Annotated in this window: 28 protein-coding genes; 12 read left to right on the top strand and 16 right to left on the bottom strand. The window is 41.8% G+C overall.

The genetic code is table 11. From position 1 onward, the window contains the following. The 5 genes from ACFQZX_RS13115 (at position 1) to ACFQZX_RS13095 (ending at position 5,616) form a co-directional block, all read left to right on the top strand. Positions 1 to 1,809, top strand: coding sequence for a hypothetical protein (locus ACFQZX_RS13115; RefSeq protein WP_377116030.1), 1,809 nt, complete (start codon positions 1 to 3; stop codon positions 1,807 to 1,809). 12 nt (positions 1,810 to 1,821) lie between these two features. Continuing rightward, on the top strand, positions 1,822 to 2,184 hold the full coding sequence (gene secG / locus ACFQZX_RS13110) for a preprotein translocase subunit SecG (RefSeq protein WP_377116028.1): 363 nt from the start codon (positions 1,822 to 1,824) through the stop codon (positions 2,182 to 2,184). A gap of 248 nt (positions 2,185 to 2,432) precedes the next feature. Beyond that, positions 2,433 to 2,729: a co-chaperone GroES gene (gene groES, locus ACFQZX_RS13105; RefSeq protein WP_377116026.1), complete on the top strand. Its 297-nt coding sequence runs from the start codon at positions 2,433 to 2,435 to the stop codon at positions 2,727 to 2,729. Positions 2,730 to 2,860: 131 nt separating this feature from the next. Continuing rightward, entirely contained in the window at positions 2,861 to 4,495 is a 1,635-nt protein-coding gene (groL, locus tag ACFQZX_RS13100; RefSeq protein ID WP_377116024.1) for a chaperonin GroEL, read from the top strand. Between the two features lie 470 nt (positions 4,496 to 4,965). Continuing rightward, complete coding sequence (locus ACFQZX_RS13095; protein ID WP_377116022.1) at positions 4,966 to 5,616, top strand: mechanosensitive ion channel family protein; 651 nt, start codon at positions 4,966 to 4,968, stop codon at positions 5,614 to 5,616. A gap of 2 nt (positions 5,617 to 5,618) precedes the next feature. Here the strand turns inward: ACFQZX_RS13095 and ACFQZX_RS13090 are convergent, their stop codons facing one another. From ACFQZX_RS13090 to ACFQZX_RS13065, 6 genes are read right to left on the bottom strand one after another with little or no spacing between them, the layout of a single operon-like run. Beyond that, positions 5,619 to 6,965 (bottom strand): DUF58 domain-containing protein, encoded by a 1,347-nt coding sequence (locus ACFQZX_RS13090; protein WP_377116020.1) that lies wholly within the window; start codon positions 6,963 to 6,965, stop codon positions 5,619 to 5,621. A gap of 9 nt (positions 6,966 to 6,974) precedes the next feature. Beyond that, positions 6,975 to 7,952 carry an AAA family ATPase gene (locus tag ACFQZX_RS13085; protein WP_377116018.1) on the bottom strand — a complete coding sequence of 326 codons (978 nt, stop codon included), beginning with the start codon at positions 7,950 to 7,952 and terminating at the stop codon, positions 6,975 to 6,977. After that, the gene (locus ACFQZX_RS13080) at positions 7,942 to 9,126 is read right to left on the bottom strand and encodes a DUF4350 domain-containing protein (RefSeq protein ID WP_377116016.1); all 1,185 of its coding nucleotides are present in this window, start codon (positions 9,124 to 9,126) and stop codon (positions 7,942 to 7,944) included. Before ACFQZX_RS13080 ends, ACFQZX_RS13085 begins: the two co-directional genes overlap by 11 nt. Then, positions 9,123 to 9,863, bottom strand: a complete 741-nt coding sequence (locus ACFQZX_RS13075; protein WP_377116014.1) for a DUF4129 domain-containing protein — start codon at positions 9,861 to 9,863, stop codon at positions 9,123 to 9,125. Before ACFQZX_RS13075 ends, ACFQZX_RS13080 begins: the two co-directional genes overlap by 4 nt. Next, the gene (locus ACFQZX_RS13070) at positions 9,863 to 10,765 is read right to left on the bottom strand and encodes a hypothetical protein (RefSeq protein ID WP_377116012.1); all 903 of its coding nucleotides are present in this window, start codon (positions 10,763 to 10,765) and stop codon (positions 9,863 to 9,865) included. The genes ACFQZX_RS13075 and ACFQZX_RS13070 overlap by 1 nt, the downstream gene beginning before the upstream one ends. Further along, the gene (locus ACFQZX_RS13065; protein WP_377116010.1) at positions 10,749 to 11,708 is read right to left on the bottom strand and encodes a stage II sporulation protein M; all 960 of its coding nucleotides are present in this window, start codon (positions 11,706 to 11,708) and stop codon (positions 10,749 to 10,751) included. The genes ACFQZX_RS13070 and ACFQZX_RS13065 overlap by 17 nt, the downstream gene beginning before the upstream one ends. Positions 11,709 to 11,801: 93 nt before the next feature. Here ACFQZX_RS13065 and ACFQZX_RS13060 point away from each other — a divergent pair, with 93 nt between their 5' ends. Next, entirely contained in the window at positions 11,802 to 12,533 is a 732-nt protein-coding gene (locus ACFQZX_RS13060; protein WP_377116008.1) for an RDD family protein, read from the top strand. On the opposite strand, the gene ACFQZX_RS13055 is transcribed toward ACFQZX_RS13060, so the two are convergent. Beyond that, a complete protein-coding gene (locus ACFQZX_RS13055; RefSeq protein ID WP_377116006.1) occupies positions 12,530 to 12,868 on the bottom strand; it encodes a DUF2752 domain-containing protein in 339 nt (112 codons plus the stop codon). The two genes, ACFQZX_RS13060 and ACFQZX_RS13055, sit on opposite strands and share 4 nt — an antisense overlap. Then, positions 12,868 to 13,332, bottom strand: a complete 465-nt coding sequence (locus tag ACFQZX_RS13050; RefSeq protein WP_377116004.1) for a DUF5684 domain-containing protein — start codon at positions 13,330 to 13,332, stop codon at positions 12,868 to 12,870. Before ACFQZX_RS13050 ends, ACFQZX_RS13055 begins: the two co-directional genes overlap by 1 nt. 99 nt (positions 13,333 to 13,431) lie before the next feature. Here ACFQZX_RS13050 and ACFQZX_RS13045 point away from each other — a divergent pair, with 99 nt between their 5' ends. After that, positions 13,432 to 14,862 carry an L-serine ammonia-lyase gene (locus tag ACFQZX_RS13045; RefSeq protein WP_377116002.1) on the top strand — a complete coding sequence of 477 codons (1,431 nt, stop codon included), beginning with the start codon at positions 13,432 to 13,434 and terminating at the stop codon, positions 14,860 to 14,862. Between the two features lie 20 nt (positions 14,863 to 14,882). On the opposite strand, the gene ACFQZX_RS13040 is transcribed toward ACFQZX_RS13045, so the two are convergent. The 3 genes from ACFQZX_RS13040 to ACFQZX_RS13030 are packed head-to-tail and all read right to left on the bottom strand — an operon-like array spanning position 14,883 to position 16,987. Continuing rightward, a complete protein-coding gene (locus tag ACFQZX_RS13040) occupies positions 14,883 to 15,611 on the bottom strand; it encodes an SGNH/GDSL hydrolase family protein (protein WP_377116000.1) in 729 nt (242 codons plus the stop codon). After that, positions 15,608 to 16,342 (bottom strand): lipoyl(octanoyl) transferase LipB, encoded by a 735-nt coding sequence (lipB, locus tag ACFQZX_RS13035; protein ID WP_377115998.1) that lies wholly within the window; start codon positions 16,340 to 16,342, stop codon positions 15,608 to 15,610. Before lipB ends, ACFQZX_RS13040 begins: the two co-directional genes overlap by 4 nt. Before the next feature lie 6 nt (positions 16,343 to 16,348). Beyond that, the gene (locus tag ACFQZX_RS13030; RefSeq protein WP_377115996.1) at positions 16,349 to 16,987 is read right to left on the bottom strand and encodes a 4'-phosphopantetheinyl transferase family protein; all 639 of its coding nucleotides are present in this window, start codon (positions 16,985 to 16,987) and stop codon (positions 16,349 to 16,351) included. Positions 16,988 to 17,118: 131 nt separating this feature from the next. Between ACFQZX_RS13030 and ACFQZX_RS13025 the strand changes: the two genes are divergently transcribed. The 4 genes from ACFQZX_RS13025 to ACFQZX_RS13010 all read left to right on the top strand — a co-directional run bounded on the left by ACFQZX_RS13025 (position 17,119) and on the right by ACFQZX_RS13010 (position 20,974). Beyond that, the gene (locus ACFQZX_RS13025; protein ID WP_377115994.1) at positions 17,119 to 17,247 is read left to right on the top strand and encodes a hypothetical protein; all 129 of its coding nucleotides are present in this window, start codon (positions 17,119 to 17,121) and stop codon (positions 17,245 to 17,247) included. Between the two features lie 123 nt (positions 17,248 to 17,370). Beyond that, complete coding sequence (dcd, locus tag ACFQZX_RS13020; protein WP_377115992.1) at positions 17,371 to 17,907, top strand: dCTP deaminase; 537 nt, start codon at positions 17,371 to 17,373, stop codon at positions 17,905 to 17,907. 58 nt (positions 17,908 to 17,965) lie between these two features. Beyond that, complete coding sequence (locus ACFQZX_RS13015; protein WP_377115990.1) at positions 17,966 to 20,632, top strand: carboxypeptidase regulatory-like domain-containing protein; 2,667 nt, start codon at positions 17,966 to 17,968, stop codon at positions 20,630 to 20,632. Positions 20,633 to 20,692: 60 nt separating this feature from the next. Next, the gene (locus ACFQZX_RS13010) at positions 20,693 to 20,974 is read left to right on the top strand and encodes an ATP-dependent Clp protease adaptor ClpS (protein WP_377115988.1); all 282 of its coding nucleotides are present in this window, start codon (positions 20,693 to 20,695) and stop codon (positions 20,972 to 20,974) included. A 145-nt stretch (positions 20,975 to 21,119) separates the two neighbouring features. Here the strand turns inward: ACFQZX_RS13010 and ACFQZX_RS13005 are convergent, their stop codons facing one another. From ACFQZX_RS13005 to ACFQZX_RS12985, 5 genes are all read right to left on the bottom strand, one after another. Beyond that, entirely contained in the window at positions 21,120 to 21,935 is an 816-nt protein-coding gene (locus ACFQZX_RS13005; RefSeq protein WP_377115986.1) for a glycerophosphodiester phosphodiesterase family protein, read from the bottom strand. Positions 21,936 to 22,185: 250 nt separating this feature from the next. After that, positions 22,186 to 23,100 carry a helix-turn-helix domain-containing protein gene (locus ACFQZX_RS13000; RefSeq protein ID WP_377115984.1) on the bottom strand — a complete coding sequence of 305 codons (915 nt, stop codon included), beginning with the start codon at positions 23,098 to 23,100 and terminating at the stop codon, positions 22,186 to 22,188. Positions 23,101 to 23,109: 9 nt separating this feature from the next. Then, positions 23,110 to 23,370 carry an Atu4866 domain-containing protein gene (locus ACFQZX_RS12995; RefSeq protein ID WP_377115982.1) on the bottom strand — a complete coding sequence of 87 codons (261 nt, stop codon included), beginning with the start codon at positions 23,368 to 23,370 and terminating at the stop codon, positions 23,110 to 23,112. Continuing rightward, positions 23,367 to 24,224 carry an SDR family oxidoreductase gene (locus tag ACFQZX_RS12990; RefSeq protein ID WP_377115980.1) on the bottom strand — a complete coding sequence of 286 codons (858 nt, stop codon included), beginning with the start codon at positions 24,222 to 24,224 and terminating at the stop codon, positions 23,367 to 23,369. Before ACFQZX_RS12990 ends, ACFQZX_RS12995 begins: the two co-directional genes overlap by 4 nt. Before the next feature lie 219 nt (positions 24,225 to 24,443). Further along, complete coding sequence (locus ACFQZX_RS12985; protein WP_377115978.1) at positions 24,444 to 25,241, bottom strand: SDR family oxidoreductase; 798 nt, start codon at positions 25,239 to 25,241, stop codon at positions 24,444 to 24,446. Positions 25,242 to 25,371: 130 nt separating this feature from the next. Between ACFQZX_RS12985 and ACFQZX_RS12980 the strand changes: the two genes are divergently transcribed. Next, on the top strand, positions 25,372 to 25,731 hold the full coding sequence (locus tag ACFQZX_RS12980) for a winged helix-turn-helix transcriptional regulator (RefSeq protein WP_377115976.1): 360 nt from the start codon (positions 25,372 to 25,374) through the stop codon (positions 25,729 to 25,731). Positions 25,732 to 25,793 lie beyond the last annotated feature (62 nt).

Below are 25,793 nucleotides of genomic sequence, written 5' to 3'. Positions count from 1 at the left end.
GTGGATCAGTACATAGATAGCAGGCATAAAGAGATTTTTTGGAATTTATTGGCCGAACCGGCCGATAACGGAGCATCGTATGTGCAAACCCTTGAGCGTTTGGTAAATGATAATCCGCAAAGCAACATATTGCAGGTAATGCTTGCCCGTGCAAACGGATACAATAATTTAAGCAGGGCGGCAACTTATTTTAACCCTTATGTACTGCATAAGCTGGTGAATGACCCGGGTAGCTTTGCTACAGTAAACAAAGATGATATTATTCCCGGAGGCCAGGAAGATGGAGGCATTATCGCCTCCGGTACATCCAGTACAGAAAGCCTTGTGGCAGAACCTTTAACTGAAGAAGCTGTTGGTTTCAATAATTCATCGCCCGTATTACAAACCACCGGGGAGGTATCTGCTGATTTTGACAGCAATACAGATGTTGAGGATGTGGCAGAAAGGTCAATTTCTAAAGAAGATACAGAAACAGCTACTTCATTGCCGGTTGAAAATCTGCCGGAAATTCCGCAGCCTGCAACTCACCTGATTGATGAAGAGCCTATTGAAGAAATTACAGAGGCCCCGCTGATTTACAACGGTAATTTAGAGATTCAGGTAATTGACGATACCAAAGAGCTGCAGTTTGAAGAAGCTGAACTACCTGTAAGCGATTCAGATTTACCTGATGCTTCAGCAAAAGTAAACAGAAATGCAGATGGTACAATAACGCAGGCCGCCCCAAAGCATACAACTAACAACGAAGATCAGGTTCAGGAAGATACCATAAAATCTGCAGAAGCCTGGCAGCCCACACAGGATACCGGCTACCGTTCCTTCGGATCGAGATTCCCTAAGCCTGAGCAAAGAGCTACAGAGGAGCCCGAACAACATGCTAATGCGATTGAGGATGAAATTTATGACGAAATTGTTGGCATCGAAGACATTGGGTTTAGTGCCATAAGCGAAAGCAAGGATACTCATCAACAGACGGAAACCGAGCACAGATTTAGCGAGCCCGCGCATGAAGAGGAGGAGAGTGAGCCATCTGAAATGCAATTTCATCAACCGGAAACACCTATTGATCAACATATCTCAGAAGTACAAGAGGAAGAGGAAAAACTCATTTTAGGCGGCATAGCAGGAGGTGATTATCGGGCGTTTGATAAAAAACTGGATGAATTACGATCAACAAATCCGTCTGGACAGCAGGAAGCAGAAAAAGCGAAAGAACCGCTCCAGGCAAATGAGGATGCATTGCCAAACGAAAAACCGGCTCATGAAGCAGCAACCAGCACAAGCCTTGCTACCGATGCCAACCATGTATCCCGGTATGATGATGATACCCTGCCTTATACCTTTTTATGGTGGCTAAATAAAACCCGCCGTGAGTATGCAGGCAATACTCAACCGTATGCTAAAGCCGCTGCACAAGCGGGTGTATCAAAACGCCCGGATGAATTGCAGCAACAGTATTTTGAAAATATCTTTACACTTACTTCTGTTAATGCAATTGAGCACATCGATGCAGTAGCGCCGGTAGAGTTTGACCACACCAAGAAAGAGGATGTGATCATCGAGCGTTTTATACAAACCGACCCGCAGATCAAACCGCTTTCGGCAGATAAGCTGGATAATGAGAACAAAGCAAGAAAAAGTGCCGAAGACCAGCACGAATTGGTTACAGAAACGCTTGCCCGCATTTATACAGATCAAATGCTATATCATAAAGCGATAGCTACTTATAAAAAATTAATGTTGAAAATACCGGATAAAAAGACGTACTTTGCAGGCCGGATTGAAGAGTTAGAAAAGAAAACCAATTGATATAAAAAAGAAATGTATTTAGTATTAATCGTCATCACGATAATTTTATGTGTCCTGTTAGGGCTTATCGTATTAATTCAAAACCCTAAAGGCGGCGGTTTGGCCTCAAATTTTTCAGGCTCGTCTCAGTTAATGGGCGTGCAAAAAACCGGCGACTTTTTAGAAAAAGGCACCTGGGTTTTGGCTATCAGCATTATGGTACTGGCGCTTGTAATTAACGTATCTGTTAAAGGCGGAGCTCAAAAAAATGATAACTCTCAGCTAATTGATCAGGTTAATAAAGCATCTAAACCATCTGCAGCGCCTGCAAGCGCCCCTATAAGTGTACCGGCAGCACCTGCTACTGCACCAGCTCAAAAAACGCCATCCAAATAAGAAAAGAATAATTAATTTATACAGAAAGGCTTTGGAATACTCCCAAAGCCTTTTTTGCTGATATGTGTAATAACTGACACGATGACACCCGTGTTTAAATTAACTTTAACCTGCTGTAACATCATTGCCAGAAAAGTGACAATAAAACAGTAAAACATGCCAAAACAATAGTATTTGATACCTTGGCATAATTGATGTGAAAACGATAACACAAAACTTAAATTATATAATTTCAAAATAACATTACTATGTCATTAAACATTAAACCAAGTGCAGACAGAGTGGTTGTTGAGGCTGCTGCTGCAGAAACCAAAACCGCATCTGGTATCTACATTCCGGAAACAGCTCAGGAGAAACCGCAAAAAGGAACTATAGTAGCTGTTGGCCCTGGCAAATACGCTGATAACACTGGCACACTTATCCCAATGTCAGTTAAAGTTGGTGACCAAGTATTGTATGGCAAATACGCAGGTACCGAGATCAACATTGATGGTAAAGAGTATTTGATCATGCGCGAATCTGACATTTATGCAGTATTTAACTAATTATTGAATTAGTAAATAATTGTTTAGTGATTTCCTAATGGAGTCATCAATTAAAACCAAAACTTAAAAATTACCCGAATTGCGATTTGATTAATCTTTTAAATCAATAATTCAATAAATCAAAAAATAAAATGGCAAAACAAGTTAAATATAACGTTGAAGCCCGTGATGCCCTAAAACGCGGTGTTGATACTTTAGCTAATGCAGTAAAAGTTACTTTAGGCCCTAAAGGTCGTCACGTAATTATCGATAAAAAATTTGGTTCACCGGCTGTTACCAAAGACGGTGTTACCGTAGCGAAAGAAATTGAGCTGAAAGACCCTATTGAAAACATGGGTGCACAGATGGTTAAAGAAGTTGCTTCTAAAACCGCTGATGTTGCAGGTGATGGTACTACTACCGCTACTGTATTGGCTCAGGCTATTGTTACTGCTGGTATTAAAAACGTTGCTGCCGGTGCTAACCCAATGGATTTGAAACGCGGTATCGACAAAGCAGTTGCACAGGTAGTTAAGAACCTTAAAGAGCAGTCTCAAACTGTAGGTGAAGATAATAACAAGATCAAACAGGTTGGTTCTATCTCTGCAAATAACGACGAAGTGATTGGTGCGCTGATTGCCGAGGCTATGGAAAAAGTAGGTACATCTGGCGTTATTACTGTTGAGGAAGCAAAAGGTACTGAAACTGAAGTTAAAACTGTAGAAGGTATGCAGTTTGACCGTGGTTATCTTTCTCCGTACTTTGTAACCAATTCAGACAAAATGGAGGTGGAATTAGATAGCCCTTACATTTTGATCTACGATAAGAAGATCTCTTCAATGAAAGAGTTGCTTCCTATCCTTGAAAAACAAGTACAAACAGGTAAACCGCTATTAATTATTGCTGAAGATTTGGATGGCGAAGCATTAGCTACCCTGGTAGTTAACAAAATCCGCGGTTCGCTGAAAGTAGCAGCTGTTAAGGCCCCAGGCTTTGGCGATCGTCGTAAAGCAATGTTGGAAGATATCGCTGTATTAACTGGCGGTACTGTTATTTCTGAAGAAAGAGGCTACAAACTAGAAAGCGCTGACCTTTCTATGTTAGGCCAGGCAGAAAAAATCTCTGTTGATAAAGACAATACCATCATTGTAAACGGTGCCGGTGATGCTGACCTGATCAAAGGCCGTGTAGGCGAGATCCGTGCTCAGATAGAAACTACAACATCTGATTACGATAAAGAAAAATTACAAGAGCGCTTAGCTAAACTTTCAGGCGGTGTTGCCGTACTTTACATTGGTGCTGCATCTGAAGTAGAAATGAAAGAGAAGAAAGACCGCGTTGACGATGCTTTACATGCTACCCGCGCTGCTGTTGAAGAAGGTATAGTAGCAGGTGGTGGTGTTGCCTTTATCCGTGCGGTTGCATCTTTGGCCGAGCTTAAAGGCGCTAACGAGGATGAGAACACTGGTATCCAGATCATCCGTCGTGCTATTGAAGAGCCTCTTCGCCAGATTTGCGAAAACGCTGGTATTGAAGGTTCTATCATCGTACAAAAAGTTAAAGAAGGCTCTGCAGACTATGGTTACAACGCACGTACCGATAACTTTGAAAACCTTATTGGTGCAGGTGTTATCGACCCAACTAAAGTAAGCCGTGTAGCATTAGAAAACGCTGCTTCTATCGCTTCAATGCTGTTAACTACAGAGTGTGTGTTAGCAGACGAACCTGAAGACGAAAAAGGTGCTGGTGCCCCTCCAATGGGTGGCGGCATGGGCGGCATGATGTAATAGCTGCTTTACTAAGAGCGATCAAATAAAAAAGCCCCTGTCTATTTTTTTAGACAGGGGCTTTTGTTTTAAAAGTTGATAATGGGGTATTAGTGTGCTTTTTTACTTTTTGAAGATTAGAAAAAGGCATGTTTTAGGCACGAATATTAATTTTTTGTTACATTATTTATGTTTCAACGAAAAGGCACAGCATTTGAATAATGATGTGTATGAAACAAATAGTAAATAAGAAGAAGCATATACACAGCAGGATAGTAGAGTGGGTGCTGTTTAAAGGCCCTGAGCTATTTGTAACACTTTACAGTTGATAAATAATCTTATTTTTGGCTCCCGTAATGGAGCTTAAAGAGTTTTATAATACCTTCCACGTTTGGCTTATTAATCAGGGGCCAAAATATTTTTTAGGAATTTTATTTTTTTTAATAGGGCTTTGGGCGATCTCCTTTACTCGTAGCCGCTTATTAGCAAGAATGAGCAAACGGAACATACACTCCGCTTTGCAACCTTTCTTTTTAAGCCTGTCTATTACCGCCCTATATGTGTTGCTCATATTATCGGTACTTAACTTTGTTGGGTTTCAGCTTACTTTTATTAGTACTGTAATAGGAGCTGTAGGCGTAGCTGCCGGTTTAGCGTTATCCGGCACGTTGCAAAATTTTGCAGGTGGTGTATTGATATTACTCTTAAAACCATTTGAAATTGAAGATAGCATACGCGCACAAGGACAGGATGGAAAAGTAACCTCCATCCAGATATTTTATACCGTGCTGATTACCGTTGATAATAAGACGGTTATTATACCGAATGGTAAGCTGTTTAACGAGGTGATTGTAAACGTTACCCGTGAAGGGAAACGCCGGCTGGATTTTGAACTGAAGCTCGGTTATGTGGTAGATATTGATCAGGTTAAACAAGTAATTAATAACGCTATACTGGCAATTCCGGAAGTGTTAAATGAACCTGTAACAAGAGTAGGCGTAACTTCGCTTGAATTGGATGGCATGCGCTTTACCGTGAATGTATGGGTACAGCCTGCCAATTACCTTACAGCCAAAATAGCTTTACAGGAAAAAATCATAAAGGACCTTGCAACGGCAGGCGTAAAGCTGCCGGGAACGTGATGCTATATCCTCTGCCTTGCTTTTAGCTCAAGGTACTTGTTAATGGTATTAACATTGAGCTCCTGCGGTGTACTTAATATAGATTGTATGCCATGTTGCGCCAGTTCACGCACGATAAGTTTTTTTTCGTATACGAATTTTTCGGCAATGGTTTTAGTGTAGATGCCTTCAACATCTGTTGCGGGTGCTTCAGTAAGTTGTTTAAGCTCCGTATTCTCAAAAAAAACAACCAGTAATAAATGATAGCGGGCAATTCGCTTTAAAAAAGGAAGCTGACGCTGTAAGGCGTTCATGCTCTCGAAATTGGTAAAAAATACTATCAGGCTGCGCTGGGTCAACACTTTGCGAATGGTTGTATACAAAGCCTCCATGTTACTTTCCAGGTAACGTGTTTTTTCCTTGTACAAAACCTCCAATATCTTTTGTATCTGCGAATGCTTTCTATCGGCAGGAATAACAGCTCCGATTTTTTCTGAAAGCGTTATCAAGCCTGCCTTATCCTGCTTTAATAAAGCGATGTTGGAGAGTACCAAACTGGCATTAATGGCATAATCCAAAAGGCTAAGGCCTTCAAAAGGCATTTTCATCGCCCTCGATTTATCAATCACGCAATAAACTGGCTGCGATTTTTCGTCGGTATAAAAATTGGTCATCAGGCTGCCATGCCTGGCGGTGGCCTTCCAGTTAACGGTGCGTACATCGTCGCCGGGAACATAAGGCTTTATCTGCTCAAACTCCAGGCTTTGGCCAAGGCGCCTTACTTTTTTTACCCCTATCTCATTTAAGCGGTTAGATATGGCCATTAACTCATATTTACGCATTTGCAAAAACGAGGGATAAACAGGCAGTGTTTCCGCCTGCTCAAAGTTAAACCGCCTGCTTACCAACCCTAAAGCCGATTGGATAAATACCCGTATACTTCCAAATTCATACTCACCCCGTTTTACAGGGCGCAGGTTGTAGTTAATCAGTTTGTGTTCCCCGGTTTTAAGGGTGGTTTCAAACAATACATCACGCCGCTGAAACTGATGCGGTATTTCGTCAATAATGCCTGCTTTAATATTTAAAGGATACCTGTTTTCTATGTATATGCCCAGTTCATTATCGTCACTGTTGCTTAACCGTTCCGGTGCATGCCTTTTAGCGAAAACAGCATTGGGTGTACGGTAAAGCATTATAATATCAATTATAATAAGCAGCATCAGCAGCCAGAATACCAGCTTAGGAATAAGAGCAAACCAGGGAAAAAAGAACGCGAGCAGAAAAAGCAAGACACATACCGACAAGGCTGTAAACAACCTGCCCGTTAAAAATAAATTGGTGTAGAATAATTGAATAAGTTTCTTCACCTGCGTTTATTATCTTGGTATCTCTATCTTTTGGATGATCTGAGCTATTACTTCTTCCGGAATTACACCTTCCATTTCCTTATCGGGTGTCAGCATAATACGATGCCTTAATACCGGCGCAGCAACTTTAATCACATCATCAGGCGTTACAAAGTCGCGGCCATTAATGGCTGCTATGGCTTTGGCCGCGTTTACAACGGCCAGCGAGGCTCGTGGCGAACCACCCAGGTAAATGGATTTATTATTACGGGTTTCATGTATAATGCGGGCGGCAAAGGCCAGTATCTTATCATCAACATGTAGCTGCCTTACCTGATTGCGTATAATGATAATATCTGCAGACGAAAGCACTGAGGTGATATGATTGATCTGTTCTGTAGTTTTTTGCTGATGCTGTCGGGTAACAATGGCAACCTCTTCTTCAAGCGATGGGTATTTGATCTCTATCTTGAGCAAAAAGCGGTCTAACTGTGCCTCTGGTAACCTGTATGTACCTTCCTGCTCAACCGGATTCTGGGTAGCCAGCACTATAAAAGGTTCCTCCATCTTGTATTGTTGGCCGTCAACAGTTATCTGCCTTTCTTCCATTACCTCAAACAGTGCCGACTGGGTTTTGGCCGGTGCGCGGTTTATCTCGTCAATAAGAATGATGTTGCCGAAAACAGGTCCTTTTTTAAACTCAAATTCGCCGGTTTTAGGATTAAATACAGAAGTGCCTAACACATCAGACGGCATCAAATCCGGTGTAAATTGTATACGCGAATACTTGGCATCTACAGATTTTGCAACCAGTTTGGCAGTAAGTGTTTTAGCCACGCCCGGCACCCCTTCAATAAGGATATGCCCATCGGCCAGTATGCCGGCTATAACCAGTTCTATTACCTCATGCTGGCCCACTATAATAGTTGAAAGCGTGGCCTTTATTTGTTCAACAGCAGCGCTAAGCTGGCTCAGATCTGTTCTTTGTTCAAAGTTGTCATTTTCCATACGATCCGGTTTGGATATAAAATTTTTCTATCAGTTTATTTAAAACAATAAGCTCATGGTCGTTAACCCGCGATTGCCGGGACAGGTAATTAATATGATTAATAAGCTCGTGACCAAAAGCATCTTCAATGCCTGTTTTACGGATGAAGCTTAGGGTAAACTCGTTGTCAAAACTGGTTACTTTTAGGTTGAAATAGCGGCGCAGGTGTTCTGAAAAGTAAAGGATTTTTTTTGCAGCCAGATCCTTGTTGTCGCGCTGTTCGTAGTAAACACGGCTAACAACACTTGCAAAATTAACAGTTGTGTTTTTTAACGGCTCAATAATCGGGATCACCCTTTGCCGGCGTTTAATTTCATATAATACAAATAATACCAGCGACGCCAGGCTGATGTAATAAGCCCATTGCAAAGGTTCATGACTGAAAAATACCCGCATGGGGGATATATCTACGGCTATATCGCCATTTTGATACTGGTCCCAAAATAATGTTTTTGATACAGGCAGGTACGATAAAACTCTTTCTGCATAACCTGCTCCGCCTTGTTTTAAAAGGCTATAATTGCTTAGCAACTGTGGGTTGGCCATCAGCAGTAATTTGCCTTTACCAAAATTGAAACTGATATAGTTGGCATGCCCATATTGGTTTTTGCTGATAACGGTTGCCCTTACAGTATCAAATTCTTTAAAATACTGCATGCCCGTGTATTTATCAGTATTGAAATCCGGACTGTTTTTAAGGGCGGGATTGACAAAGTTAAGGGCGGTGTTTTTTTTGTCAAACTCTAAACCGGTTTCAAGTTTAAGGGAGTCGGGTAGGTAACCTTTCCAGTTAAGCGCGGCTATAAACACCGAGTTGCCGGATGAAATGTATTTGATCAGCGCTTTTACGTCATTCTTGTTCAGATCAACGGTTTTGGCTATCATCATATAACTACCGGGAGACCGTGTACTATCTGTAAAGGCTTCATACGCCGACTGGTTGGTGCGTATAACAGCAGCACCGGGATAAATATCATTAAGCCGGTTATACAGTATAAAACTCCCAAACGGTATCTTATCATCATACCGCAGGCTTACCGTCCAGTTTATGGGAGCAGGCTTATTATACTCCGCTACCAGATAAATAAGCAATAAGGCAAAAAGGCCGGCAAAGTAAAGTTTAAAGTCCTTCATGCCCGGCCCCCCTTAAAACTATTAAATAAGTTACTGATCCGGTTATAAATATCTTTATTGATATTAAAATCGCCGTACCAAATGTACTCAAACTGGTAAGTAAGTGTTTTAAATGTATCGCGTAAAGCGGGGTCGGTTAGTTCATTTACGTAGTGAGTATTTGTCTTATTGATCTGCCAGTTAATAAGCCCGTTATCGCTTAGTTGCTTCAGGCTTTTTAAATAAAGCAGCCTCACCGCTAAGCGGTAATTGCCGGTTGATACCGCATTGCTGATATCGTTTTCAAAATCAATTTCATGAATGTTTTCTGCCTGTTCGCTGTACTCAAGCGATGCTTTAGGCTTGCGCCTGAAAACATTTACATCTAAACCGGCAAGTTTCAGTATGAGAAATACAAGCGCTGCTGCTCCGCCTGTAATTATAGCATATTTTAAAATAATGAAGAACCACGTCCAGAAGGTTGGATGACGCGATGCGTTAAGCTTTTTAAAATCAAACAGGCTCCAGAACCAGCGCCAGAAACGTGTCCATAACGAAGGCCCCTCATAGCTGTCGTTGTAAGTAAACTCAGGCAGCTTTTTATATTGGGCAAGGGCCGTAGTGTCAAAATGCCTTACATTTACAAGGCTGCTGTCCTGGCGTAAAATAGCAGGTTTCTTTTTAACCAAAGTATCGGGCGCGGCAAAGCAGATGCAGCATGTAAACAAAAAAACAACTATAAATAGTAGGCGCGACATCAATATTCTTCGGTTGGCAAATCGGTTTGGGGGGTGTTATTGTTGCCCAGCTTGTTTATACGATCGAGCAAACTGGTGCCTTCTTTACTTTCGGACAGGTTAAAATAGCATAAGGCGATGGTAATAACTGGAATGATACTAAACAACATAGTGATCTGCTGAATAAATACAGAAACAACTGATGCCCATAACGGCATTACCGTAAATGACTTTACCGGGCTTAACAAACTGCTGCCTATACCTACAATGGATATAGGTATGGTTACGATCATGGCCATAAAATAATAAATGATCCACGATACCAATACTGTCGCAGCGGTTACCCACCAGTTATCTTTGATCAATTGGAAAGCACGGCTGAAGGAATATTCGAAACTGCCGTTTTCAAAAATCATCACAGGGCAAATCAAGCCCATTATCGGGAAGAGGTAAATGCCCGGAATTAAACATAATACAAGGCCTAACCCAAATAGTATAGCCACCACAAAAACAACCAAAAGGCTGCGCAAAAAGTAATACTTGATGTATCCCCAAACTTCGCTTGTTTCTGGCACAATATTTCCTTTTTGCTTGTATATAGCCATGTAGCTCAATACGGTAATAACAGAAATGCAACCCCCGATAAACACCAAAGCAATACCTATAAAATAGCTTACACCAAGTAAACGGAAGGTATTGATAGATTCATAGGTTTGCGGACCCATTTCACCCATACTGGTGATCAGGTTTTTAGCCCTGTATTGCTGCAGCACAAAAAGCAGAGAGCCTGCCAGAAAAAACAAACCACAAAATATAAACTGATTTTTGACCAGTTGCTTCATGTTCTGTTTGATGAAGTTAAATGTATCGTTAATTATTTCACCAAAATCGCGGGATTTTGCTAATTCAACTTTGGGTTGCATATTGGGTTTGCTTATAAATTTTATTAGGGTAAAGTATAACGTACCAGATAAGGAATATTAAAGAAGCTGCAAGAATACCCACGCTTAGCCAAACAGGCATTTCGGTATGGCGGGTTACAAACCCTTCAAAAAAAGCGGCTACTATAAATATGGGGATCAGCCCAATGGCGATCTTCATACCATCGGCAGCACCTTTTTTTAGTGATACCATCCGCTTGAAAGTTTTAGGGAATAAAAAGCTGTTACCTAAAACCAATCCGGCAGCGCCTGCTATCACAATGGCCGATATCTCCAGTGTGCCATGTATCCATATCACTAATACCGATTGCATGCCCAGCCCCTTACTAAAAAAGTAATACTGAAATGAACCCAGCATCAGCCCATTCCTGAACAGGAAGTAAATAGTGCCAACCGAGAATATAATGCCGCTCACAAAAGTTATCAGCGATACAAAGATATTGTTAGCAGCAATGCCCAAAAACATCAACGTTTCTGATCCCTGCTTGTAAACGCCGAACGGATCGCCCTTTGCGATATTCTCGTTGGTCATGTCTATATAATCATCACCCATTATCAGGCGTACAAAGCTGTCGTCATATTTAGCGGAAAGCGCACCTATAAGGCAAAAAACGATGAAGAAAGCAAAGGCATACAGCAATTGCTTTTGATAAGTTTTAAAAAGCAATGGCAGCTCAAATTTCCAGAATGTGATAAAGCGGTTACTGCTTTCGCCTTTGTTTTTATAAATGGATTGATGAAACTTAGATGCCAGACCGTTTAAATAAGCGGTAGTTTTTGATTTAGGATAAAAGGTTTTTGCGTATGCCAGGTCATCAGTTATCTGGATAAAGCTTTCGGCAAGCTCATCAGGCGTATGTTTGGTTGCCTGCTCAAACTGAGCCCATTTTTTGGCATTTTGTTTTACAAAAAGAGGCTCGCGCATTGTGATTGACGGGGTTTAAATAGTGGCGTTAAAATAACTACAAAAGTTTTATAATTCAATTAAAAACATGCAAATTAAGAGTCTGTATTTATTATGAACACAATAAGGATAACTACTGCACAAAACATTGATATTGATTATGAACTGGCCGGTTTGGGTGAGCGCATTGTTGCCAGCCTGATTGATTACGGTATTTTTCTATTTATCTATCTTGCTTCAATTATTCTTGGCGTTAGCTTAAAGCTTGAGGATATAACAACCGGTATAGTTGTTATCATATACTTTGCTTTATATGTTTTTTATGACCTGATTTGCGAGATTGCCATGAACGGGCAATCGGTTGGTAAAAAGGTAATGAAGATACGGGTAATGAGCGCAGATGGCAACCGCCCGCGCATAAGCCAGTATTTATTGAGGTGGATATTCAGGATAATTGACTTTGGGATAAGCGGTGGTACCGTTGCCCTGGTTGTTGCTGCTATAAGCGAGCGCACACAGCGCATTGGCGATTTGGTTGCCGGTACTGTACTCATTCGCACGGTGCCGCGTACAGATGTAAGCAAGGTAGCATTTCATCCGGCGGATAGTGACTATCAGCCTGTATTTGCCGAGGCTTTACAATTGACCGACCAGGATGTTGAGCTGATAAACGAAGTAATAAATGCTTATGTAAAAACGGGAAACAGCGTACTCGTTTACAATATGGCTGCAAAGCTAAAAGAGCATTTAAAGGTAACATTGCCTGCCAATATGAACGATATGCAGTTTTTACAAACACTGTTAAAGGATTATACACACCAGGTTTCTCAAACCGAATCTTTTTAGTGCTGATATAAATGTACAAGCTTTATAGCATAGCTGATTGTTATAAAGCTGCCGGTTATTATAAACAGAGACTTTTTAATGTAAGCTTTAGGGTTGTCCAGCCTCAAAAGGCTATCAGCCAGCCACCACAGCGCAGTTAATAAAATAGGTATGGCCGGCGGATACATTAAAAGGCTATCGTTAAGGTTTCCTTTTATAAGTAAAAGTATTGATCGCTGAAAACCACAGCCCGGGCAGTCTATGCCGGTAAGATATTTGAAAGGGCAGGGAAGTAAATGATACTGCAGCCAGCCGTTTACCAGCAGGCTGCAGTGTATTGTTAAATTAAATAACATTAAACCTGTGGCGGCGGTGGTGTGGGGTTAAATGGATCTTTGTAATCTAAACCCGGGTCATAAGGCTTGTAACCGGCAAAACCAGCTCCTGCCGGGCCAACGTACCTGTAATTGCCAAACCCTAAAACAGGATAAAATATCATGGGTAGTAAAAGCAGGCCAACCGTAAATCCTTCGCTTTGGCCAAAGCTTTTACTAAGCAGGTTAATTATCCAAATGCCGAATATGATGTTAACACATGGAACCAGCAACAACAACAGCCACCAAACCGGTTTGCCTATAATTTCAAGCATAACTATCACGTTATAAATAGGAATAATTGAAGCCCATCCCGGCTTGCCCGCTTTCTCGTAAACTTTCCACATCCCGATAATGCTGATAAGCCATATAACCAAGCCCGGGATCAAAAAAACAGTGAACAATGCCGCAAAAAGTCCGGCCGATTGAGGATCATAATTTTCCATTGTGTATTGGGTTTAAATTGTTGTTTAAGTTAATAAAGGTTTTAAAATTTACGAATACTTGTTAAAAAAAGTTATTGTAATACTGTTAGTTTTGTGGCCATGCAGCAACGAGAGCAAATTTCTGTTTTTGATATGTTTAAGATAGGCATAGGTCCGTCCAGCTCACATACGCTTGGCCCGTGGAGGGCTGCACAACAGTTTGTGAGCCTGTTGCAGCAAAAGGAGGTGATGTCACTGGTAGTACAGGTTAAGATATTGCTTTACGGTTCGCTGGCAAAAACCGGTAAAGGCCACGGTACGGATATTGCCATTCTGCTGGGCCTTAGCGGTGATGACCCTGTTACTTTTGAGGTTGATAAGATCGATAGCAAAATTGCAGGTATCATCAACTCACATCAATTAGTTTTAGGCGGTGAAAAGGAAATAAGCTTTGTTGCAGAAGATGATCTCCTTTTTTTATTTAGTGAGAGTTTGCCCTTTCACCCTAATGCGGTAACGTTTCAGGCATTTTTGAGTAATGAAACAGCAATATCCGCAACTTATTATTCCATAGGTGGTGGCTTTGTGATAAAAGAGGGTGCACAGGGCCAGCAAAGGCTTGAAGTTGACCTGCCATTTCCTATTGATACAGCAGGCGACCTGCTGCACTGGTGCATAAAAACCGGCTTGAAGATATCTGAGGTGGTGATGGAGAACGAACTGGCTTGGCGCAGCGAGCAGGAAACCCGTAAAGGCGTGCTGGACATATTTGATGTAATGCGCGAGTGTATGTACCGGGGCTGCCATGTTTCCGGTTATTTACCGGGTGGTTTAAATGTGGCCCGCAGGGCTTCGGTACTTAACAAGAGGCTTATCAAAAACATTCCTTATAACGACTACAATGGCTGGGTACGGGCTATGCGCCAAACAGGTACCAGCTTTCAGAATATATTAGATTGGGTAAGCTGTTTTGCACTCGCGGTAAATGAAGAAAATGCCTCGTTTGGCCGCGTAGTGACTGCACCTACCAATGGTGCGGCAGGCGTTATACCAGCAGTCCTGCAGTACTTCATATCCTTTTGCGACGGCTATAGTGAGCAAAAGATCATTCAGTTTTTATTTGTAGCATCAGAGATCGGTAGCATATTCAAGAAAGGCGCAACCATATCGGCTGCTATGGGCGGATGCCAGGCAGAGATCGGCGTATCATCAGCTATGGCTGCTGCTGCGTTAACAGAATGTCTTGGCGGAAGCCAGCGACAGGTACTAATGGCTGCCGAGATTGCCATGGAGCACCACCTGGGAATGACGTGCGACCCGATTGGTGGCTTGGTGCAAGTGCCTTGTATAGAGCGTAATACCATGGGCGCTATAAAAGCTATTACGGCAAGCCAACTCGCTTTACAAAGCAATCCTGATAAAGCCAAGGTAAGCCTGGATGCTGTGGTAAAAACCATGTGGCAAACCGCGCAGGACATGAATTCCAAATACAAAGAAACCGCTGATGGCGGCCTTGCTATTAACATACCGATAAGCTTGCCGGAATGTTAAAGTTTCAAAATGTATGCAATTTAATCAGAGCCGTGTTTCACTTGAGCAGTAACTAAAGACAGCAGCTCATTTACCCATAAACTATACATCTTTCCGGATGGATGCAGGCCGTCTGAAGCGACCAGGTCTGTGTCATAAGCAGCCTGCCGGGAAATTGGTGTAATGTCTACATAAGCCACGCCAAGCATATCGGTCTCTTGCTTGTTAATGGCGTTAAATGTATCAATATCTGCAGCTATTTTAGCCGGGTCGCCGGAGTTTTTACCAAAGGGAGTAACACCCCAGTCGGGGATAGAAAGGACAAATACATGTTTTTTGTTACCATTTGCATAGGCGATCGCGGTGTTAAGTAATTCTGTAAATTCTGTGCGGTACGCTTCTTTGTTATAGCCGCGGTATTGGTTGTTTACACCAATAAGCAGGGTTACAATATCATAATTATGGTTGCTTAACGCCCTTTGTGCAATGCCCTGTTTAAGTTCGCCGGTAGTCCAGCCCGTAACAGCAATAATATCAGGGTTATTAGTGTTTTTTAATCGCTGCGTTAACTGGTACGGAAATGACTGTGCCTGAGGCACAGCCTCGCCAATGGTGTAGGAGTCGCCAAGAGCCAGGTAAGTAAAGGAATGGGACGCGGGCATGTTATCGGGTTGCGGTGTTGTAACTGTAGGCGGCTGTGCCGGTATGGTGGCTTGCTTGCTGCAAGCACTTGTTATTAAAATGGTTAAAATCAAAAGCAGTTTCTTCATCCTATCATCTCCATACCAAAAAGTACGGAAATATGATGCTTTAGGATTTGCTTTACTTCATTAATATCAACTTCATTCCTAAGTTCCTGTTGCATAGATGTTACGGCCTTATCATCGATGCCGCAGGGTACAATGTTTTTAAAATAATCCAGATTGGTATTAACATTGAACGCCAGGCCATGCATGGTTACCCAGCGGCTGCACCTTACACCCATGGCACAAATCTTTCGTGCCTGTTCGTTATCTGCATCCAGCCAAACACCGGTATAACCGGGGTAACGCTCACCTTTCAGGCCATATTCGGCCATAGTAAGCATAACAGCTTCTTCCAGCGTACGGAGGTAAAGGTGTATATCTGTAAAGAAGTTATCAAGATCAAGTATCGGGTAACTCACTATTTGCCCCGGCCCATGGTAAGTAATGTCCCCTCCGCGGTTAATTGGATAATACACGGCATTTTTTTCTTTCAGGCCCTGCTCATCCAGCAATAAGTGTTCAGCGTTGCCGCTTTTGCCAAGCGTGTAAACATGTGGGTGCTCGCAAAAAATAAGATAGTTAGGGGTTAAAATATCCTCTTGAGCGGTACCATCACCGGCTGCAATAGCTAATGAGCGGTTACGCAGCTCGGTTTTAAGTTGCACTGTGGCACCGAATATCTCTTCCTGCCTGTCCCAGGCCTGGCGGTAATCGGTTAAACCCCAGTCCTCAAAAATCACTTTTTTATTTTTCATCAGTTGTTATCCCTTCACGTATCCAATCATGTAATCTTCATACTGCATATAGCTTACCTCGTAATTAATATTTACCTCATCTTTATGCAACAGGGCCATCAAAGTATCATGATGCTGAAAGGTAAAGGGATGTAACGTTATATTATCTGAAAATGAAACTTCCTTTTGGCCATAGCATTTATAAACGGCCTCTTTAGCGCACCAGCACACATAAAGCTGCTGTATTTTATGCTCAGGTGCTATAAATGACAACTCCTCCGGCCGCAGAAATTTACCGGCAATACGTTCTACTTTTTCTTTGATAAGCTCAATATCTATCCCAACAGGGCTGGTTTTGCTTATCATGACAGCAGCATAGTCAAAAGAATGGCTGAGTGATATATGGTAAGGCAGGCTAACCAGGTAAGGTTTGCCATGTGCATCAACCTTGCAGTCAATGTATTCTTCGGTACGCAGCATTTTACGCAATAAAACACGGGTACCCAGCCAGTGCAGGTAGCGTTTGCTTTTGATCAGTTTTTTGGTATAGGCTTTTTCTTCTTCATTTAGCTGTAATTGTTTATACAGCTCTTCAGCGCTTTCCTTGATACGCCACAGTGCAAACTCTGTGTCATCATCAATCTGTTGTCGGTACGCTATTGCCATTGGGTAAAATTGCGAAAAAGCTTTACAATTTGTATCAGCTAAATTTAAAATTAAGTATAATGTTTTTGATGTGTAACTAAACGGAGCTAACCTACGTCAAATAAGAAGATTAACACCTAAACTTAATATCAATGAAAAAGATCTACATATCAGCTGTTATACTGGCGGCAGTGGCCATTACAGAGGGTTGCGTTAAACTACGCGTTGCCAATACTAACGCTCCACAAACCATCGTCAGGGGTAATTATCAATATTTGTGAGTGAAGGCTACCACCGGTAGCCCAAAGCCGCGTGCCCTGCACCGGCTTTTTGTTTACTTGCGCGGGTTAAAATAACTTGGCAGATAAGGGCATTTATGGTACTTTTAATGCAGCATTATTTATATGATCTTATCAGACAAACGCATACTTGAGGAAATAGAAAAAGGCACCATAATTATTGAACCTTTTAAGCGGGAGTACCTGGGTACAAACTCTTACGACGTGCATCTTGGCAAACACCTGGCTACTTATAAAGACCGTGTGCTGGATGCCAAACTGCATAACGAAATAATTGGATTTGAGATACCCAAAGAGGGTTTTATCCTGCAGCCTAATACCCTATACCTGGGGGTAACCATGGAGTATACAGAAACTCATAAGCATGTACCTTTCCTGGAGGGAAAATCAAGTACAGGGCGTTTGGGAATAGATATCCATGCAACGGCTGGTAAAGGGGATGTAGGCTTTTGCAACACCTGGACGTTAGAAATATCCTGCGCTCAACCTGTTAAAATTTATGCAGGTATGCCTATTGGCCAACTGATATATTTTGTGGTTGAGGGCGATATAGAAACAATGTATAACTCTAAAAGCAACGCTAAATACAATAATCCTACAACACGGCCGGTGGAAAGTATGATGTGGAAGAATAAGTTTTAGGTTTACTGCAAACTTAACTCCCTAAAACAGCGTTGCTTATAATAAGATCTAACTTGTTATGGCATATAAACGTATTGTTTGGAGTTTGTTATTTGTGATTAGTGCGGTTAGCGTTTACAGCTTTAATGCCGACGATGATATCATTACAAAAATAACACGGCAACTTGAAAGATGGGCAGCAATTAACCCTGTTGAAAAAGCATACCTGCATTTAGATAAGCCTTACTACACTGCAGGTGATGATATATGGTTTAAGGCCTATGTAATAAAAGGCGCACAGCACAAGCTGCAGCCGGACAGCGGTATACTTAATGTTGAACTTATTGACGAACTGGACTCGATAAAACAATCCATTAAGGTGCAATTGCACAACGGGCTTGGTTACGGAGATTTTCCTCTGCCCGATACCATTCATGAGGGTAATTATCGTATTCGTGCTTACACGCAATATATGCGTAATACAGGCAGCGATTACTTTTTTGATAAAGCGATAACAATAGGCAATATCATCACCAACAAGGTATTTACAAAAACAACATTTAACTATAACGCTCCGGGCAGGCAAATAACAGCCACTATAAACTATACAGATGTTAATGGTGCTGCGTACGCAAATAAACAGGTTACTTACAACGTATTACTTAATAATAAGTCGATTGGAAAAGGTACAGGCTTTACAGATGCGGAAGGCAATCTGCGGGTAAGTTTCCCGGCAGATAACGAAGCACTGCTAAAGCTGGGAAGGATTTCAACAAGTATCTCCGGCACCGGGCAAGGCACAGTTTACAAAAGCATTCCCATACGGGTAATGGCCGGAAATGCCGATGTGCAGTTTTTTCCTGAAGGAGGCAATATGGTAAGTGGCATACCCACAAGGGTAGCCTTTAAAGCAATTGGAACAAATGGGCTTGGTACTGATATTAAGGGCAATGTTATTGATAACAAAGGCAAAGAAGTAGCAGTACTTAACACCGCTCATTTAGGCATGGGTGTTTTTAATTTTACTCCTCAGGGCGGTAATGCTTATAAAGCCAAAATAACTTATGCCGACGGTTCTGTAAATACCATAGCACTGCCGACAGTTTCAGAAAGCGGTTATGTAATGAGTGTTTCTTCTGCGAACCCGGCTACCTTTAAGATTAGGATATCTGCAAATAAGGTAATCACAGAGCAGCTGAGCTTAATAGCGCAAAGTAATGGCAAAGTGTATTATTCAACTAAAGTTACCGGAGGGGAATCAGCCTTTACTGCTAATGTGCCTGTAAATAAGTTTCTTGATGGGATAATACAGTTTACTTTATTTTCAGCATCCGGAGAACCACTTAACGAAAGGCTGGCATTTGCGCAGTCTAAAGCGTTAAAATTAGAAGTGAAGCCCGATAAGCAATCTTATAACCCAAGAGAAGCTGTAAAGCTTGGTATCAGCACTGAAAATAGAGGCAATTTTTCTGTATCTGTTATTGACGAGACCAAAGTGCCGGTAAATGAAAATAATGAAAATAACATATTTGCAAGCCTTTTGCTAACATCGGATATAAAAGGTTACATAGAACAACCTGCCTATTACTTTAATAACCCAACTGATAAAAAAAGGGAAGATTTGGATATATTATTGATGACTCAAGGGTACCGTCGGTTTGACTGGAAAACAATTAGCCGCGAAAACGTGCAATCAAACCAATATCCGGAAGAAAAAACGTTTACCATATCCGGGACGGTCACTACACCGTCCGGGCAGCCCGTTAAAGGAGGCAAGGTTGAACTGATTAATTTTGACGACGGCCTTTTAAAGTTAGATACTGTTACCGATGCCAACGGCCGCTTTGCTTTCCATGACATTATTTACCCGGATAGCATAAAGTTTTTAATACAGGCACGTACAGCCAAAAACAAGAAAAATGTGGTGATCAGGATGGATTCAATTCCACCACCTTTAACTGTAAACGCTAAAAATATTGTTGATTTTAAAGTAAATCCTGTTGCTGAAATAGCAACGTATGCACAAAACAGCCGTCAACTTTATTTTGAGCAAATTAAATACGGCTTGGGAAATCATGTGATCAGCCTTCGGGAAGTGCAGATACGGGCTAAAAAGAATGCACTTAAACATTCATCTAATTTAAATGGCCCGGGTAATGCAGATCAGGTTTTATTTGCCAAGGATATTAACTATGGTTGCATACGTTTGGCCGATTGCCTGCAGGGGAGGCTTTTAGGTGTGATTTTCAGGAATGGGGTTCCGTTTTCAACAAGGGGCGGGCCACCTATGCTGGTGGTAATTGATGGCCTGTACGCAAATGCATCTTTAATGAACACTCTTAATACAAATGATGTGCAGTCTATAGAAGTGTTGAGAAATATCGGGGGGATAAGTATTTATGGTAGTAGGGGGGCAGGAGGCGTATTGATAATAACTACCAAGCGCGGCGACGAACCAACCGAATACCCACGATATTTTAGCAGTGGTATAAAGCCTTATGCGCCTAAGGGCATATATCACTCACGTACATTTTATTCGCCAAAATACGATGCCAAAACCAACAAAAAATTAGCAGACCTGCGTACAACTATTTATTGGAACCCTAATGTTGTAACCTATGGAAATGGCAATGCGAATCTGACTTATTTTAATGCCGGTAGTAAGGGAACCTATCGCATTGTTGTTGAAGGTATAGATGATGAAGGCAACATTGGCCGTGCCGTTTACAGGTATAAAGTTGAGTAATGCCGGTGTTATTTTTTCGGGCAGTTAAAATAATCGCTCGTTTTGAGTAAATTTGCAGGTATGCCGACTGAAGTACAGGAAGAAACGCTCACGCTTGACGAGATATTGGCCTCTCTTAAAGAGATGCACCGCCTTATTTTATGGAATGATGACCATAATACTTTTGATCATGTTATCCATTGCATGATGAAGTACCTTGATTATAATGAAACTCAAGCTGAAAAGATTGCCTGGAAAGTACATAACGAAGGTAAGTGTGCTGTACTGGAAGGTTCATTCACAGAAATGGAGATATACCGCAAAATACTTCAGCAGGAAGGGCTTACTGTGAGCGTTGACTAACTTAGGGAGGTTTATCAGGTTAATATTCAACATTTAAATTTTAGAGATATATTTTGTTACGCGTCGCTTCATATTCCGTAACCCCGAATGATTAAATGATGCCTAATGCAGGTTAAAACGGAGCAGATAATATTGTCTTAAAGCGTTACCTCAAGCCTTTTTTTGTCAGATATTCTATAAGCGCTGCAGGATGATCTGTTTGTAAGCTTTTAAAACCTAATTTAACGGCATCTGGCCAGTGCTGGTCTTCATTGGCACTTTGTATATCCGGCCAAACTGGTATGCGTTGGCTTGTAAGATACTCAAGCATTTCAGTATTATAAGTTTTCCAGTTACCGTCAAGTACATCAGGATGTGTCTGGTGTATAAAGGCCTTGATATCGTTTATATTTTTAGCGCTATCGGGCAAGCTTAACATTAATGGAATCTTTGGTGCAAGTTTTCTCCATCTTTCCAGTTGATCAAAGCTGTTAATGTATACAATTACCTGCTTTTCCATATGATATTTGCGCAAAGCGGCATAAGTAGCCGGTACGGAGGCATCCTTAAAATCAAGGTAAATGTATATTTTGTCTTTACAGGTTTTAAGAATGTCCTCAAAAGCAGGGATATGATAAGCGGTAGTGTCCTGCGTGTTTTTGCTTTGGACTTTTAAGCTCCTTATTGTTTCAAAAGTAAGATCTTTAATATTACCGGGTTCGCCTGTCATACGGCTAATATTACCGTCGTGCATGCTTATCAAAACACTGTCTTTTGTTGTTCGCAGATCAATCTCCACATAGTCCGCCCCATTTTTAATAGCTTCCAGATAGGCTTCTAAAGTATTTTCGGGATATTTAACATGATCGCCACGGTGAGCAATAACTGTAAATTGATGTTTCGGTTTTGGAATTGGGTTTGGTTGTGCGTTTATTTTAAAAGAGCTTAAAATAACAAACAGTAACGTAAGCGAATATTTCATATCGAATTTATCCGGCCAAACTAAACATCTATGATTAAATAATACTTGACTTATCATTACCATAATGTTGCATCTCGGGATGTAGTACTTACAGGTATAGAAGTTGACATTTGCAACAATTTTGTAGAGCTATCCCTATCACAACCAGAATTAAGGGTATGACGAAGCTTGCCAGTAGTGCTGTACTGGCTGGTGGAAGCGAAAAGACTGCAGAATTAGCGTATTCTGAACTTTTGAAAGTCAATTTTTTTTAATTGAAAGCTTGTCTGAATTCCAGCGGAGTGAGATCTGTTTTAGCTTTAAATAGTTTGCTAAAGGATTGCGAATGTTCGAATCCTAAGCTGTAAGCGATTTCAGAAACCGAGAGATTAGTGGCCGAAAGCTTCTCTTTTGCTTTCACAATCAGCTTGTCATGAATGAACTGCTGGGTGCTTTGTCCTGTCAAGACTTTTAGCAAGGTACTGAGGTAATTAGCCGAGACATTTAATTGATCTGCGACCAATTGCACTGTCGGTATCCCCTTTTCGGTCAGGTTATCTTCTGTAAAATGTTGATGAAGCAAACCTTCAAGTTTTTCTAAAATATGGTGATTGGTGATCTTGCGGGTCAAAAACTGCCGGTTATAGAAGCGGTCAGCGTAAATCAGCAGGTATTCCAACTGATTAATAATCAATGACTGGCTGAATTGGTCCATATTCGACTGGTATTCCTTCTCTATTTTTTGAAATATCTCGGTGATTACCCCTTCTTCTTTTTCTGACAGAAACAACGCTTCATTCACTTTATATTGAAAGAACTCGTAATTTTTGATTTTTGCAGCTAATGGCGTATTCCAAAGCATGTCAGGATGGATAAGTAACAGCCAGCCCGTCTGATTGACCGATACATCAGGCTTAATCTCCATCTGAAGCAATTGCTGCGGTGCAAAAAAAGACAGCACACCCGAATCAAAATCATAAGCCTGCTGGCCATAATTAAATTTTGCTTGTACATTACGCTTTAAAGCGAACATGTAAAAATCCTGCAGCCATTTCAGGTTCGCTGTATCATCAGGGTATTTAACTTTGCTGTAATCAATAAGGCTGATCATTGGATGCTCCGGTCCCGGTAAGCCATAATAGGCATGCAATTCTGATAGTTTATGAAAATGAAATGTGTTTGACATATATCTGATTTAATTATCCTCCTTGTAAAATACCATACCCCCGTGGTAAAGTACGCCGTCACAAAATTCGCCGTCGGCGCTAAAGCCAGTATCATCTTTATAATCAATATGATTCCCCGAAACCCGGTAGTTTCCCTGGTAAGCACTCTTGCGGTCACCACGCGCTTCATCATAGCGCCCACCTTTGAGTAATTCGTGCCGTACGTAGCCATCCGTGGTCACCCACATGCCAAGGTATGCTTTGGTTTCTTCTATTGTCTTTTCCATCATTCAGTTATTGCTGTTGATTCGGTCAGATCCAGGTTAGCATGTAATGCCTCTTCAATGGTTTTGATCTTGTCTTTAACAAGTGCAGCGGTATCTACGCCCATAAAGAAATGCACAGGAGGGTGCTCTTGTTTGCTCAATTCAATAAATGCAACAGCTGCCTTTCTGGGATCATTAGGCTGGTTGCCACTGATATCGTTCAGGTGATGCGCTTCGGCTTCACGGGCATTCGCATAGGCATCGATTTTTTGCGCAGGAGTCATGGCAGAATCTTTCTCTAAAAAGCTGGTGCGGAAATAACCAGGGTAAACCAGGGTAGTGTGCACGCCAAACGGCTTCATTTCTACAGCCAATGCCTCGGTATAACCCGCCATAGCAAATTTGGTTGAACAGTAAATGCTGAATGCGGCGTAATTACCAACAAAGCCGCCTATCGAGGCGATATTGAAGATATGACCTGACCCCTGCGCTCTAAGATATGGCGCGGCATTGCGGATCACATGTAGTGGCCCAAATACGTTTACATCAAAGTTCCTTTGCACCTCTTCGGCAGAAAGTTCCTCAACCGCACCAATTTGGCTGAACCCGGCATTATTCACAATTACATTTAATTGCCCAAACTTATCTACCACCTGCCCGATCACTTTTTTTACATCCTCGTTGCTGGTTACGTCCATATTCAATGGTAAAAAGTTTTCGTGCACGCCGATCGCTTCGATCAGGGCTTGCTTATTTCTGGAGGTTGCGGCTACTTTGTAACCTTCAGCTAATAGTTGTTGCACAAGATGGAAGCCTAATCCTTTGGATGCACCGGTCACGAACCATACTTTTTCTGTTTGCTTTATTTCTTTTCTCATTGTATGATGATTTGATAAAACAAAAGTCCGCAATGTTATGATCCGGAATGTAGCCTTTCCTTGGATAGTTGTAGCCATTTCTCAGTTGGATAAGTTTTCACCAAACATGTGGGCTAACAATTGGGCCTTTACATAAATAAATGGATGAAGATACGTAAAAGGCCAATGCGACGATTTCAGGCGGTCACCAGGTTACTTCAAATATGCGCTGGGTATTCCTTACTTAACAACAGGAAAGTTGCCTCCGTCGATAAAATAATTTGCTCCACTGATGTAGGATGCTTTTGGAGAAGCCAGGAAGTAAATAAGTTCGGCTGTTTCTTCCGGTTCAGCCATTCTGCCCAGCGGAACGCCACCAACGCGGTCAAAAAGCCTTTGGGTCATCTCGTCAAAGGTAATGCCTTCCTTCGCAGCCAGATGGTTCAGAAAATCAGACATTGCTTCTGTTTTATTAAGCCCGGGTGATACGGTAAGTACGCGCACACCATGCGGCCCCGCCTCATCGGCCAGCGATTTACTATAAGAGTTTAATGCCGCTTTGGCCGCACTGTAAGCCATAGTAGATTCCCATATCGGGAACTGCCCGCTTGTCGATGATATGTGGATGATAACGCCGCTTTTCTTTTCCAGCATTTTTGGCAATAAAGCCCGGTCTAACCTTACCGATGAAAGCAGGTTGATCTCCAGTGCCTGGTACCAGTGCTCATCTGCAAGCGTGCTAAAACCGCCTCCCGGAAAGGTGTTTGCGCCCATGTTGTTGATAAGGATATCAACACCGCCGAATAGCTCGCTGATCTCTGCCGCGACTTTTTCTGCATCCTCACGTTTTGCGAGGTCAGCGGCAATGAAATGATAAGGCCAGTTCTGTTCTTCGGGTTTATTACGTGCGGTTACAATGACCGTTGCCCCGGCAGCCAATAGTTTTGCGGTTACTGCTTTGCCGATACCTTTGGTGCCGCCTGTTACCAATGCTATTTTCCCTTCAAGGTCTTTGATCTGTTGATTACGTATTTCCATTTTATGATATATTTACTTTTGTTTCACAAAGAAACCAAAGCAGATGCACTATATTTGATAATACGTAGCTATTAGTGGTTACATGGATGTAACTAAAGCGAAATAGCGGTAACCTATTGGTAACTGACAAATGAGAAAGATACTGCAAAATCCCGAAAATTGCGCTGTGGTAAGAACGGTGGGTTATATAGGGAACAAATGGAAACCTATCATCTTGATCCGTTTATTGAACGGTGGAAAAGTCCGGTTTGGTAAGTTATGTGTACAAATGGCTGATATTTCCCGCAAGATACTAAGTCAGCAACTGAAGGAACTGGAAGAGGATGGGCTGATCATCCGCCACAGCTACATGGAGAAACCGCCACGGGTAGAATATGAGCTGAGCGAACTGGGCAAAACGCTTATCCCCGTGCTGAAAGCCATGTTTGACTGGGGAAATCAAATAGCACCGCCGGAGCAGCAGTGCACCTGGGATCCGGTTGTGAAATAATCATAAATTTAAAAAACAGTTTACGGCATCGGTCGATTTTGTTGGTTTGGATAAATTACGAT

Origin of the sequence: Mucilaginibacter litoreus (genome assembly GCF_042676805.1) — a bacterium.
GTDB classification, from domain to species: Bacteria; Bacteroidota; Bacteroidia; order Sphingobacteriales; family Sphingobacteriaceae; genus Mucilaginibacter; species Mucilaginibacter litoreus.
The sequence above is the reverse complement of the archived record's forward strand: the minus strand, read 5'-3'. Positions and strand labels throughout refer to the sequence as shown.

What these genes read in the sequence shown, in the direction of transcription:
- secG (WP_377116028.1), top strand. Translation starts at nt 1,822, where the DNA reads ATGTATTTAGTATTAATCGTCATCACGATAATTTTATGTGTCCTGTTA.
- groES (WP_377116026.1), top strand. Translation starts at nt 2,433, where the DNA reads ATGTCATTAAACATTAAACCAAGTGCAGACAGAGTGGTTGTTGAGGCT.
- groL (WP_377116024.1), top strand. Translation starts at nt 2,861, where the DNA reads ATGGCAAAACAAGTTAAATATAACGTTGAAGCCCGTGATGCCCTAAAA.
- ACFQZX_RS13095 (WP_377116022.1), top strand. Translation starts at nt 4,966, where the DNA reads ATGAGCAAACGGAACATACACTCCGCTTTGCAACCTTTCTTTTTAAGC.
- ACFQZX_RS13085 (WP_377116018.1), bottom strand. Translation starts at nt 7,952, where the DNA reads ATGGAAAATGACAACTTTGAACAAAGAACAGATCTGAGCCAGCTTAGC.
- ACFQZX_RS13080 (WP_377116016.1), bottom strand. Translation starts at nt 9,126, where the DNA reads ATGAAGGACTTTAAACTTTACTTTGCCGGCCTTTTTGCCTTATTGCTT.
- ACFQZX_RS13075 (WP_377116014.1), bottom strand. Translation starts at nt 9,863, where the DNA reads ATGTCGCGCCTACTATTTATAGTTGTTTTTTTGTTTACATGCTGCATC.
- ACFQZX_RS13070 (WP_377116012.1), bottom strand. Translation starts at nt 10,765, where the DNA reads ATGCAACCCAAAGTTGAATTAGCAAAATCCCGCGATTTTGGTGAAATA.
- ACFQZX_RS13065 (WP_377116010.1), bottom strand. Translation starts at nt 11,708, where the DNA reads ATGCGCGAGCCTCTTTTTGTAAAACAAAATGCCAAAAAATGGGCTCAG.
- ACFQZX_RS13060 (WP_377116008.1), top strand. Translation starts at nt 11,802, where the DNA reads ATGAACACAATAAGGATAACTACTGCACAAAACATTGATATTGATTAT.
- ACFQZX_RS13055 (WP_377116006.1), bottom strand. Translation starts at nt 12,868, where the DNA reads ATGTTATTTAATTTAACAATACACTGCAGCCTGCTGGTAAACGGCTGG.
- ACFQZX_RS13050 (WP_377116004.1), bottom strand. Translation starts at nt 13,332, where the DNA reads ATGGAAAATTATGATCCTCAATCGGCCGGACTTTTTGCGGCATTGTTC.
- ACFQZX_RS13045 (WP_377116002.1), top strand. Translation starts at nt 13,432, where the DNA reads ATGCAGCAACGAGAGCAAATTTCTGTTTTTGATATGTTTAAGATAGGC.
- ACFQZX_RS13040 (WP_377116000.1), bottom strand. Translation starts at nt 15,611, where the DNA reads ATGAAGAAACTGCTTTTGATTTTAACCATTTTAATAACAAGTGCTTGC.
- lipB (WP_377115998.1), bottom strand. Translation starts at nt 16,342, where the DNA reads ATGAAAAATAAAAAAGTGATTTTTGAGGACTGGGGTTTAACCGATTAC.
- ACFQZX_RS13030 (WP_377115996.1), bottom strand. Translation starts at nt 16,987, where the DNA reads ATGGCAATAGCGTACCGACAACAGATTGATGATGACACAGAGTTTGCA.
- ACFQZX_RS13025 (WP_377115994.1), top strand. Translation starts at nt 17,119, where the DNA reads ATGAAAAAGATCTACATATCAGCTGTTATACTGGCGGCAGTGGCCATT.
- dcd (WP_377115992.1), top strand. Translation starts at nt 17,371, where the DNA reads ATGATCTTATCAGACAAACGCATACTTGAGGAAATAGAAAAAGGCACC.
- ACFQZX_RS13015 (WP_377115990.1), top strand. Translation starts at nt 17,966, where the DNA reads ATGGCATATAAACGTATTGTTTGGAGTTTGTTATTTGTGATTAGTGCG.
- ACFQZX_RS13010 (WP_377115988.1), top strand. Translation starts at nt 20,693, where the DNA reads ATGCCGACTGAAGTACAGGAAGAAACGCTCACGCTTGACGAGATATTG.
- ACFQZX_RS13005 (WP_377115986.1), bottom strand. Translation starts at nt 21,935, where the DNA reads ATGAAATATTCGCTTACGTTACTGTTTGTTATTTTAAGCTCTTTTAAA.
- ACFQZX_RS13000 (WP_377115984.1), bottom strand. Translation starts at nt 23,100, where the DNA reads ATGTCAAACACATTTCATTTTCATAAACTATCAGAATTGCATGCCTAT.
- ACFQZX_RS12995 (WP_377115982.1), bottom strand. Translation starts at nt 23,370, where the DNA reads ATGATGGAAAAGACAATAGAAGAAACCAAAGCATACCTTGGCATGTGG.
- ACFQZX_RS12990 (WP_377115980.1), bottom strand. Translation starts at nt 24,224, where the DNA reads ATGAGAAAAGAAATAAAGCAAACAGAAAAAGTATGGTTCGTGACCGGT.
- ACFQZX_RS12985 (WP_377115978.1), bottom strand. Translation starts at nt 25,241, where the DNA reads ATGGAAATACGTAATCAACAGATCAAAGACCTTGAAGGGAAAATAGCA.
- ACFQZX_RS12980 (WP_377115976.1), top strand. Translation starts at nt 25,372, where the DNA reads ATGAGAAAGATACTGCAAAATCCCGAAAATTGCGCTGTGGTAAGAACG.